Consider the following 10,920-nt stretch of genomic DNA (forward strand, 5'->3'; position numbering starts at 1 on the left):
GAGAAAGTCCCTGGGGAAGGAAACCGCCCCTGCGGTGGACGTGGGACATACTTCTGGTAGCGGGATCTGTACCTAGCGTTGCGGGGGCTCGCTGGGTGCACGTCCCGTGGCACGACGAAGGGCCTCGCGGAACGCCGCGAGGCCCTTCTCGCCGGTGCTAGCCGAGCCGCGCGATCGTCTTGTACTCCAGGTAGCCGTTGAGGCCCTCGGGGCCCAGCTCGCGGCCGATGCCGCTGGCCTTGTAGCCGCCGAAGGGCGCGTTGGTCTCCAGCATGAAGCAGTTGACGCCGTACGTGCCGGTGCGGACCTGGCGGGCCACCTCCATGCCGTGCTCGGCGTCGGCCGTCCACACCGTGCCGGCCAGGCCGTAGTCGCTGTCGTTGGCGATGCGTACGGCGTCCGCCTCGTCCTCGTACGGGATCACGGCCAGGACCGGGCCGAAGATCTCCTCGCGGGCGATGCGCATGTCGTTGGTGACGCCGGCGAAGACGGTGGGGGAGACGTACCAGCCGCGGTCGTAGGGACGGTCGAGGCCGCCGACGACGACCTTGGCGCCCTCGTCCATGCCGATCTTGATGTAGCCCTCCACCCGGTCCTGCTGCCGCTTGGCCACCAGCGGGCCGATGCCGGTCGCCGGGTCGGAGGGGTCGCCGACGGGCTGGGAGTTGACCATGTTCGCGACGGCCTCGACGACCTCGTCGTAGCGGTTGCGCGAGGCCAGGATGCGGGTCTGCGCCACGCAGGCCTGGCCGTTGTTCATGAGCGAGGCGATGGACAGGAAGCCCATGCTGGCGGCCAGGTCGGCGTCGTCCAGGACGATCGCGGCGGACTTGCCGCCCAGCTCCAGGCTGACCCGCTTGAGCTGCTCGCCGCAGATGGCGCCGATGCGCCGGCCGGCCGCCGTCGAGCCGGTGAAGGCCACCTTGTCCACGCCGGGGTGGGAGACCAGGTGCTCGCCGGCCTCGCGGCCCGCGGCCACGATGTTGAGCACGCCCGCCGGGATGCCCGCCTCGGCCGCCCACTCGGCCAGCAGGTACGCGTCCAGCGGCGTCTCCGGCGCCGGCTTGAGCACGATCGTGCAGCCGGCCAGCAGCGCGGGCGCGACCTTGGTCATCGTGACGAACTGGGGCACGTTCCACGGCACCACGGCCGCCACCACGCCCACCGGCTCCCTGCGCACGGTCAGCGGGCCGAACAGCCCCGGCCGCTGCTCCTCCTGCGCGAACGTCTTGCCCAGCTCGGCGTAGTACTGCAGCATGCCCAGCGGCTGGGGCGCCTGGGCGAGGTTCGAGAACGTGATCGGGGAGCCCATCTCCTCCGTGATGAGCTGGGCCATCTCGCCCTGCCGCTCGTTGTAGATCGCGGCCAGCCGGCCGATGATCTCGGCCCGCTCGGCGAACGTCATCCGCGGCCACGGCCCGTGGTCGAACGCCTCCCTGGCGGCCGCGACCGCGCGCTCCATGTCCTCGGCCGTGCCGTCGGGCACCCGGCCGACCACCTCCTCGGTGTGCGGGGAGGTGACGTCTATCGTTCCGGTGCCCGCGGGGGCCACCCATTCGCCCCCGATGAACAGCGTGTCGTGCCGGCGCATGTCGTGACCCTCCTGCTTGACCGAATGCTTGCTTGTTTTTGGACTTCCTCAAGGTGACCGAACCATGTTCTGTCCGCACACGCAAGAGGGGCGCGGCACGCGCTGCCGCACCCCTCCGCGGGTCTAACCGAGCAGGTGCTTCATGGACCTCTTGACGAGATCGGCGCGCGTGGCCGGGTCAGTCGCGCTCTCGGCGCCGAAGCCCAGGTAGACGGTGTCCTTGGTGACGATTCCGGCGCCCTCCTCGAAGACCTGGTCCGTCCTGAACCAGTTGTTGATCGACGGCGAGGTCCCCTCGGGAGGCGCCCCGACGGTCCAGCCGCCCAGGTCCGACTCGAACGAGGTCTGCTCGGTCGTCACGCCGTCCAGGGTGACCGCGAAGTCGTCCAGGAAGACGCCCGCGCCCTGGGTGCCCCAGTCGCTGATGTAGGAGATCGACAGCTCGACCTGCTTGCCCGCGTACGCGCTCAGGTCGATCTTCCACTGCTGCCAGCCGGCCGAGTTACCGGTGGCGGCGTTCCAGGCGCCGGAGGTGCCGGTGGACTCGCAGTCCGGGCCCTGGTAGCGCCGGGTGAACGGGTGGATCGTCCACCAGCCGTCGCCGCCGCTGGGCGGGTCGCAGCTGCTGCCGGTCTCCTGCGTCGTGTGCCCGTTGGCGTCCGGCAGCGTGGTCCAGTCGTCGCCGCCCGCCGTGCGCGCCTCGACCGCCAGGTAGTCCCAGGCGTTCTCGGTGTCGTACGACGTCCAGAACGTCAGGTCGCCGCCGCTCCTGCCGGTCAGGTCGATCGTCTTGGTCAGCCGCTTCCACGAGACGTCGGCGATGCCGCTGTAGACGTCCCATGCCCCGGAGTGCGGGTCGAACGGGCCGCCCGGACGCGCCCACTTGATCTGCGCCGAGCTCGCGAACAGCGGGAACTGCTGCGCGGGCAGGATGGCCGAGGTGGCCACGAACGAGTTGGTGTGACCCGGCTCGATCGTCGCGTCGAAGCCCTGGAACCTGCCGCCGTTGCCGGTCAGCGCGAACGGCTGGCCGGTGTTGTGGTCGGTGCCGGCGTCGTCGAAGAAGACGTACGCGCCCAGCCAGTACTGCTGGAAGTCGTTGAACACCGGGATGCACGGCGGGTCGTCCGGGACCGTGCACTCCGGCTGCGCCGGCTGGTCGGGCTGGTAGTAGTAGGCGCCGTTGTTGTTGGCCGCGAACGACGGGTACTTGCCGGCGTGCAGCAGCTTGCCGCCCTCGTTCAGGTAGTCGCGGACCGCCAGCTCGGTGTCCACGCCGCCCTTGGAGGTCGTGCCGCCCACCTGGCCGGGCGACCTCGGGATGATGTCGTCGCCGGTCTCCCACACCATGGCCTTGTAGTGGCTGAGCACGCCCAGCGGGTGCGGGGCCTTACGGCCCAGCTTGTCCATGTCGTACACGTCCGAGGTGTAGCCGGCCGCCGTGAGCGCCGCGGCGTACTCGTCGGCGTACTTGGCCTCGGTCACGCCCTGCGCCGGGCTCAGGCCCGTGACGTCCTCCGCGGCCAGGATCAGCACCTTGCCGCCGATGTCGGCCGCCACGGTGTAGGTGAAGTCGGCGCTCTTCCTGCCGATCGAGGCGAACCAGACCTTCACCTTGTCACCGGGCCTGGTGCCGGTGATCTTGCCGCGCAGCCGGTGGTAGTAGCGGTCGTAGCCGCCGCCGTACCGCTCGCCGCCCTCCCACTCGCGGGTCAGGACGGTCTTCGTACGGCCGCCGTTGACCTGGTAGTTCAGGAGGACCGGGCCGAGCTTGCGCTTGGCGTCGACCTGGACGACCTGGTCCTTGCCGTAGCTGACCTCGAACGGGTCGATCTCGAAGTCGGGGGTCGTGTTGCCCAGGTGGTTCACCGGCTCGACGGGGTTGACCGCGGACCTGGCCACGTCGAGCGCGAACGGCAGGCCCTTCTCGAACTCGGCCTGCACCAGCGCCTCGTCGTCGGGGAAGACGAACCCGCAGCCGTCGCAGCCCTCGTTCAGCTCCGGCGTCCACGACAGCGTGCCGTACTGGCGTTGCGCGTGGTCGTTGGTGTCGCCGTTCGTGGTGTACAGCTCCGCGCCGAGGTCGGGGTCGAAGCCGGGGACGGCCGGGTTGGCGTCGTTGCCGGTGAGGGCCTCGTAGATCGGGTTGTCGGCCGTCTCCGTGGCGATTTGGAAGCCGCTCGGGTAGAGCAGCAGGGGGCCGTAGGAGTGGTAGTTGAGCTGCATCTCGAACCCGATGCGCCTGAGCAGGCCGTCCATGGCCCTGGTCTCCGGCTCGCTGGCCGGGCCCGTGCCGCGGTAGGTGTCACTGCTGGGGATGCTCGACGAGCCTTCCTCGTCGTAGTGGAAGTTCGTCGGGAAGTTCCGGTTCGGGTCGACGCCGTCGCCGATCGTGATCTTGCCGTCGCCGTTGACGTCGCGCAGGTTCTTGCGCCACAGGCGGTTGCCCTCGGTGAACGTGAAGTCGTACCCGTCGGGGTTGGCCACCGGCACGAACCACAGCTCGGTCTTGTTGAGCAGGTCCTTCAGCGCGGCCCTGTTCGCGATCACGTGCTTCAGCAGCCGCATGTCCACCTCGGTGGCGATCCACTCGCGGGCGTGCTGCGTGGCGGAGTAGAGCGTCGAGGGCTTGATGCCGTCGGGCAGCAGCCGGGCGCCCGTGGTGACCTTGACGGCCAGGATGTCCTGGCCCTTCAGCGTCCTGCCGATCGACTGGAGCTTGACGAGGTCCTTGTTGGCGTTCGCGATGGTTTTGAGCTGGTCGGCGATGCCGCCCGGGGCGGAATAGGGCTTCCACACGGTGTAGCCGCCGGCCGCCTGCGCCCTGGCGGCCTCCAGCTGGGTCTGGCCCTGCGGGTTGCGTACGGGCTCGGGTTTGTGGCCGAGCTTGCGCAGCGCGTCGAGGTCGGCCTGCGCGGCGGTGAGCTCGATGTGTTCCTGGTCGCCCTTGTTCTGCTGCTGGACGACGTCGAAGCCCTTTTCCCTGAGCGTCTGCGCGGTGCCCGGGGCGCTGTCGAGCTGGTAGAGCTCGATGCGGTCCCGGGGCGGTAACGGGTCCACGGACGCCTGCGCGGTCGTGGCCACGATGGAGGTGCCTAAGCCGAGGATGACGGCGGTGGCGAAAGTCAACGTTCGAGACACGATCTGCCCCTTCGCAGAGACGAGTTCGATCGCCATCTCAGACCGTTGGAGCGATCTAGACAAGGCCCAATCTTTAGGTCCGCCTTAATTCGGACAAATCACCAGAAAAGTCGCCAATGGTGCGGCAGTTCGGCTGTTCGGATGACAGGGATCAAGATCATCTTCTATAGTTTCGGTCCGTCTAAGAGGGGAGGGGGCGGGTGTGAGAATCGGGCGGATCGCCGTTCTTGTCGCCGTCCTCGCCGGGTTGCTCGGCCTCCCCGGGCCGTCCCCGGCCGTGGCCGATCCGAGCCCCGGTGACCTGCGGAAACTCACCAAGCAGGCCGAGCTGCTCGAAAAGCGCTACCGTGGCCAGATCCAGAGCCTGGAGGAGATCAAGCTCCAGGTGAAACGGGCCACCACCACCTCCGGCGCCCTGCTGGCCCAGCTGAAGGACGCGCAGGCGGACGTGGCGAACATCGCGCAGACCGCCTACATGGTGGGCCCCCTCGACACCTTCCAGCTCCTGACCCCCGACGTCGACCCGCACGTGATGCTGGGGCAGGCGGCCAACATGACCTACATGGCCGACGAGCGCACCAGACGCGTCCAGAGCGTCCAGAAGCTGATCGAGAAGTCCAAGGAGGCGAAGCTCGCCGCCAACGACAGGATCGAGAAGCTGCGCAAGGAGATCAAGAACCTCCAGAGCAAGCAGCGCGAGGTCGAGAAGCTGCTCGCCAAGTACGGCTTCCAGCAGCCCGGCGGCGCCGATGGCCTGACCCAGCGCATGATCGACGTGCGTGCCGCCATCATGGGGAACTTCCCCATGAAGTACGGCGTGGGCTGCCTGCGCGTCGGCGATCCCGGCGAGCACGGGAAGGGCCGGGCCTGCGACTTCATGATGTCCCGGGGCGGCACCATGGCCACCGGGTCCGACGAGGCCCGCGGTGACGCGCTGGCCGACTACCTGATCAAGAACGGTGCCCGGATCGGCGTCATGTACATCATCTGGAAGCAGCGCTACTACGACATCCGGTCAGGCGGCGGCTGGGACCCGATGTCGGATCGCGGCGGGGTCACGGCCAACCACTACGACCACGTTCACGTGTCGGTGTTCTGAGCCCGGATGTGCTCCCGCAGCCAGCGGTAGGAGGCCTTCGGGGTGCGGCGCTGGGTCTCGAAGTCCACGTGTACGAGGCCGAAGCGCTGGTGGTAGCCCTCGGCCCACTCGAAGTTGTCCAGCAGGGACCAGACGAAGTAGCCCCGTACGTCCACGCCCTCGGCCATGGCCCGGCGCATCGCCGCGATGTGGCCCTCCAGGAACTCGATGCGCGGCCGGTCCTCGATCGCCTCGTCGGTCGAGCAGCCGTTCTCCGTGATGAGGACGGGCGGGAGCGCGCTGCCGTACCTGGACTTGAGGCCGGTCAGGAGCTCGCGCAGGCCGTCGGGGACGACCGGCCAGCCGAACGCGGTGGTGGGGTAGCCGGTGACGCCCGCGTCCGTGAAGGGGAGCCCCTCGTCGGTGGGGGCGGCTATGCGGGTGGGGTTGTAGTAGTTGATGCCCAGGGCGTCCAGCGGGGCGGCGATGACGTCGAGGTCGCCGTCCCGGATGAAGTCGAGGGTCTGGGTGTACGCCGACAGGTCCGGATATTTGCCGATCAGTATGGGGTCGTTGAAGAGGCGGTTGTGCAGGATGTCGTACGCCTCCGCCGCCTTCAGATCGGCCTCTTCCCGGGACGCGGGCCAGACCGGGGTGCAGTTGTTGGTGATGGCGACCTGGCGGGCGCCGGCCGCCCTCAGGGCCTCCACGGCCAGACCGTGGGCCAGGAGCTGGTGGTGGGCGGCGGGGAGCGCGTCGGTGAGGAGGGCCTGGCCCGGGGCGTGGATGCCCATGGCGTACCCGAAGGCCATGTGGACGAACGGCTCGTTCAGGGTGATCCAGAGGGGGACGCGGTCGGCGAGGCGGGCGGCGACGGTGGCGGCGTACTCGGCGAAATTTCCCGAAATATCGCGATTGATCCACCCGCCGCGATCTTGCAGCGCCTGCGGCAGATCCCAGTGGAACAGCGTCGGCACCGGCTGGATCCCCTTCTCCAGCAGCGCGTCCACCAGCCGCTCGTAGAAGTCGAGCCCCTCCGCGTTGACCCGGCCGTCTCCCTGCGGCTGGACGCGCGGCCACGCTACGGAGAAACGGTAGGCGTTCACGCCGAGGCCGGACATGAGATCCACGTCCTCGCGCCACCGGTGATAGTGGTCGCACGCGACGTCCCCGGTGTGCCCGTCCCTGACGCGGCCCGGCTCGCGGGCGAAGGTGTCCCAGATGGAGACGCCCCTGCCGTCCTCCTCGACCGCCCCCTCGATCTGGTACGCGGCCGTGGCCGTCCCCCACAGGAACATCCCGGGCTCCTTTCGTCTAAGGGAACTTTACTGCCGGTTAATAAGTCAGGATGGGGTCATGACGAGTACCTTGCGCCGCCGTCCCGCCCAGCGCCGGAGCGTGGAGCGGGTGGAGCGGATGCTCGACGAGTGCGCGCTCCTGCTCGACGAGGTCGGCTACGAGGCGATGACCACCAAAGAGGTCGCCCGCCGGGCCGAGGTCCCGATCGGCACCTTCTACCAGTTCTTCCGCGACAAGCAGGGGTTGGTGCGGGCGCTGGCGCGGCGCAACCTCGAGGCGTTCCTGTCCCGCGTCATGGACCGCATCCCCAAGGCCGACCTCGGGCACTGGACGGACCTGGTGGACCTGGCCATCGACGAGTTCGTCGCCATGAAGCGCACGACGCCGGGGTTCGCGGTGCTGGACTTCGGCGAGGTCCTCCTCGCCCCGGGCGGCCCGGCGGTCGGCGGGAGCAAGACCGCGCTGGACGGGACGCAGGAGAACAACATGGTGGTGGCGGACCGGCTGCGCGCCCTCACCCTCGAACTCCTGGACGCGCCGATGGGGCCGGGGCTGGACCGCGCGCTGCTGGTGGCGGTGGAGGCGACGGACGCGGTGCTCAAGCTGGCGTTCCGCGTCAACCCTTCGGGCGACGCGGAGCTGATCGCCGAATGCAAACTCCTCGTCCGCCGCTACCTGGCCGACCACCTCGCCTGACCGCTCCTCCCACCCCGGCCGGGCGGGTGGAGGGCGTCAGGTGGTGGTGTTGAGGCGGGTGTGCAGGTCCGGGTCCAGTTTGAGGTCGGCGGCGGAGATGGCCTCCTCCAGCTGGGCCGGCGTTGAGACGCCCACGATCGGGACGATGCCGTCGGCCAGCAGCCAGGCCAGCACCACCTGGTTGGGCGTGGCGCCCAGCTCGTTCGCGACCTCCCGCAGCACCGCGAGCCGCCGCGTGGTCCCCGGGTGGTCGTAGATCTCGGGGATGGGCCGGTCGGGGCGCGTGTAGCTGCCGAACATCAGCGTGTTGTACGCCCACAGCGTCAGATCCGGCTCAGCGGCCAGGTAGTCGAAGGTCTCGTCCGTGGCGAGCGTGTGCCCGGACTCCGCGAGCTCGGTGAGCGGGCGCGGGCGCAGGTAGGTGTGGCGGAGCTGGAGGTAGGTGTAAGGGACCCAGCCGTGGGCGGCCGAGACGTTCCTGGCCCGTTCGAGGCGCCAGGTCGCCATGTTGCTCGCCCCCGCGCTGCGGATCTTGCCGGCCTCGGCGAGCGCGTTCAGCGCCCCCAGGGTCTCCTCCAGCGGCACGGAACGGTCTTCGATGTGCGACCAGTACAGGTCGACGTGGTCCGTGCCCAGTCGCCGCAGGCTGCCCTCGGCGGCCTTGGCGATCGCGGCGGCGGACAGGCCCTCGGCCGAGGCCAGGGTGGTGTCGCCGGGGACGGTGGGCCGGGCGCCGCCCTTCGTGCTGATGAAGATCTCGTCGCGGTTGCCGCGGGCCGCCAGCCACGCGCCGATGGCCTGCTCGCTCTCGTCGCCCGACCGGCCCTCCACCCAGAACGGGTAGTTGTTGGCCGTGTCGAGCATCGTGCCGCCGGCCTCGTGGAACCGGTCCAGGATGGCGAACGTGTCCCGCAGGTCGACGGTCGTGCCGAACGGAATCGTGCCGAGTGCGATGTTCATGCGGCCGACTTTGGGAGCTGGAGCGCACTCCATGTCAAGCCCGTTGACCTGGAGTGGACTCCAGGTGGGATCCTGAAGAACGTGAGCGTTTACACACCGGCGGAAGTTGTCGAGGAGACCGGCTTCAGCATCGACACGCTGCGCTACTACGAGAAGATCGGCCTGCTGGAGCGCATCGGACGGAACGCGGCCGGGCAGCGCAGGTTCAGCCAGGAGGACGTCGGCTGGCTCGGGACGTTGCGCTGCCTGCGTGACACGGGCATGCCCATCGCCAAGATGCTCCGCTTCGCCGAGCTCGTACGCGCGGGAGACGACACGATCCCCGACCGGATCAAGCTGCTGGAGGAGCACGACCAGCAGGTCAGGTCGCAGATCGAGAAGCTGGCCGAGCGGCAGAGCTACATCCACAACAAGATCTCCTACTACCGCAGTCAGCTCTAGCCTCGCCTTTGCGCTCCGGCTGTTAAACCAAGATCCATGGCCGGAACGAGGGCGGAGCGGATCGACGAGCCGCTGCGCCGTGTCGCCAGGTTGTGCGCGGCGATGCTGTTCCTGCTGCTGGCGCATGTCACGGTCGTCCAGGCGTTCGGCTCGCGGGAGCTCAACGCCGACCACCGGAACGTGCGGCCGCTGATCGCCAGGTTCGAACATCCGCGCGGCGACATCCTCACCTACGAGGGCACCCCGATCGCCGTGAGCCGCCCCACCGGCGGCGGCCCGTACCTCTACCGGCGGGTCTACCGGGACGGCGAGCTGTACGCCGCGGTCACCGGGCACATGTCGCTCTACCGCTCCACCGGGATCGAGCAGGCGCAGGACGAGGTGCTGTCCGGGGAGGACCCGAAGGTCAAGGTGCGCTCGCTGGTCAGGGACGGCGCGGTGGAGGGGGCCGACGTCCGGCTGACGATCAGCGAGCGGGTGCAGCGGACCGCGTACCAGGAGCTCGGGGCGACGGGGCTCCCGGGAGCGGTGGTGGCCATCAACCCGGCGACCGGGGCGATCCTGGCGCTGGCCACCTATCCGACCTACGACCCGAACACCCTCACCACCTTCGACTCCGGGCTGCTGCTGGAGACCTCGCGCCTGCTCCGGCGGGATCCGTCGCGGCCCCTGCTGAACCGGGCGCTGAACCGGCTCTATCCGCCCGGGTCCACGTTCAAGCTGGTGACGGCGGCCGCGGCGCTGGCGTCCGGCGAGTACACCCCGACCACCCTGGTGGACGCGCCCGTCCGGCTGCGGTTGCCCGGGACGCCCATGGTCCTGCAGAACGCGGGCGGCGGCGGGTGCGGGAAGGAGCGGCCGACGCTGACGGACGCGTTCCACGTGTCCTGCAACACCGTGTTCGCCAACCTTGGGCTGCAGCTCGGTCAGGACCTGCTCAGGGACCAGGCGGAGGCGTTCGGGTTCAACGCGCCGAACCTGACGATCCCGCTCGCCGCCACGGCCAGCCGGTATCCGCTGGCCATGGACCGGGCGCAGACCGCCCTGTCGGCCATCGGGCACCATGACAGCCGGGTGACGCCGCTGATGGTGGCCATGCTGTCGGCCGCCGTGGCCAACAACGGGATCTTGATGAAGCCGTACCTGGTGGAGGAGGTACGGCTGGCGGACGGGTCGGTCATAGACCGCGCCGGCCCCTCCGTGTACCGCAAGGCCGTGTCGCCGACGCTGGCCAAGAGCCTGGCGTCGATGATGACGATGGCGCCGCGCGCCGGGAAGTCGGCGGCCGGCCCCAAAGCGGCCGGCCCCAAAGCAGCCGGTCCCAAGGTCGCCGGTTCCAAGGTCGCCGCCGGGATCGTCATGTCGGAGGTCATCCCGGGGACGGACGACCACGCGCTCGTCACCGCTTTCGCGCCCGCGGACGCGCCCGAGGTGGCGGTCGGGGTCGTGCTGGAGCGCCCCGGGACGCGGGCCGACACGGTGACCGCGATCGCCCGCGCGGTCATCGAGGCCGCCCTGCGATGAGGGTCAGCGGTAGGCGGTGGCTTGGAGGGTGTAGAGGTCGGCGTAGAGGCCGTTGAGGGCCATCAGGGTGTGGTGGTCGCCCTGTTCGGTGATCCTGCCGTGGTCGAGGACGTAGATGCGGTCGGCGTAGCGGACGCTGGCCAGGCGGTGGGTGATGAGCAGGACGGTGCGGCCGTCGGAGTGGTGGCGG

General features: G+C 69.5%; 9 protein-coding genes. 4 read left to right on the top strand and 5 right to left on the bottom strand.

Features of this window, described 5'->3' with window-relative positions:
- Positions 1-157 precede the first annotated feature (157 nt).
- A complete protein-coding gene (locus ACIBQ1_RS22975) occupies positions 158-1,591 on the bottom strand; it encodes an aldehyde dehydrogenase (protein ID WP_397280325.1) in 1,434 nt (477 codons plus the stop codon).
- Positions 1,592-1,714: 123 nt separating this feature from the next.
- On the bottom strand, positions 1,715-4,732 hold the full coding sequence (locus ACIBQ1_RS22980; protein ID WP_397280327.1) for a M14 family zinc carboxypeptidase: 3,018 nt from the start codon (positions 4,730-4,732) through the stop codon (positions 1,715-1,717).
- Positions 4,733-4,934: 202 nt separating this feature from the next.
- On the opposite strand from ACIBQ1_RS22980, the gene ACIBQ1_RS22985 reads away from it, so the two are divergent.
- Positions 4,935-5,831 (top strand): coiled-coil domain-containing protein, encoded by an 897-nt coding sequence (locus tag ACIBQ1_RS22985; RefSeq protein WP_397280329.1) that lies wholly within the window; start codon positions 4,935-4,937, stop codon positions 5,829-5,831.
- Here the strand turns inward: ACIBQ1_RS22985 and ACIBQ1_RS22990 are convergent.
- Positions 5,813-7,108, bottom strand: coding sequence for a GH1 family beta-glucosidase (locus tag ACIBQ1_RS22990; RefSeq protein WP_397280331.1), 1,296 nt, complete (start codon positions 7,106-7,108; stop codon positions 5,813-5,815). The genes ACIBQ1_RS22985 and ACIBQ1_RS22990 overlap by 19 nt on opposite strands.
- 58 nt (positions 7,109-7,166) lie before the next feature.
- Between ACIBQ1_RS22990 and ACIBQ1_RS22995 the strand changes: the two genes are divergently transcribed.
- Positions 7,167-7,805 carry a TetR family transcriptional regulator gene (locus ACIBQ1_RS22995; RefSeq protein WP_397280333.1) on the top strand — a complete coding sequence of 213 codons (639 nt, stop codon included), beginning with the start codon at positions 7,167-7,169 and terminating at the stop codon, positions 7,803-7,805.
- A 36-nt stretch (positions 7,806-7,841) separates the two neighbouring features.
- On the opposite strand, the gene ACIBQ1_RS23000 is transcribed toward ACIBQ1_RS22995, so the two are convergent.
- Positions 7,842-8,765, bottom strand: a complete 924-nt coding sequence (locus tag ACIBQ1_RS23000; RefSeq protein WP_397280335.1) for an aldo/keto reductase — start codon at positions 8,763-8,765, stop codon at positions 7,842-7,844.
- Positions 8,766-8,846: 81 nt separating this feature from the next.
- On the opposite strand from ACIBQ1_RS23000, the gene ACIBQ1_RS23005 reads away from it, so the two are divergent.
- Positions 8,847-9,206 carry a MerR family transcriptional regulator gene (locus ACIBQ1_RS23005; protein ID WP_397280337.1) on the top strand — a complete coding sequence of 120 codons (360 nt, stop codon included), beginning with the start codon at positions 8,847-8,849 and terminating at the stop codon, positions 9,204-9,206.
- A 36-nt stretch (positions 9,207-9,242) separates the two neighbouring features.
- Positions 9,243-10,730, top strand: coding sequence for a penicillin-binding transpeptidase domain-containing protein (locus ACIBQ1_RS23010; protein WP_397280338.1), 1,488 nt, complete (start codon positions 9,243-9,245; stop codon positions 10,728-10,730).
- Between the two features lie 3 nt (positions 10,731-10,733).
- On the opposite strand, the gene ACIBQ1_RS23015 is transcribed toward ACIBQ1_RS23010, so the two are convergent.
- The coding region (locus ACIBQ1_RS23015; RefSeq protein WP_397280340.1) for a hypothetical protein at positions 10,734-10,920 on the bottom strand (187 nt) is incomplete at its 5' end.

Source organism: Nonomuraea sp. NPDC050153 (assembly GCF_044460125.1).
GTDB lineage: Bacteria > Actinomycetota > Actinomycetes > Streptosporangiales > Streptosporangiaceae > Nonomuraea.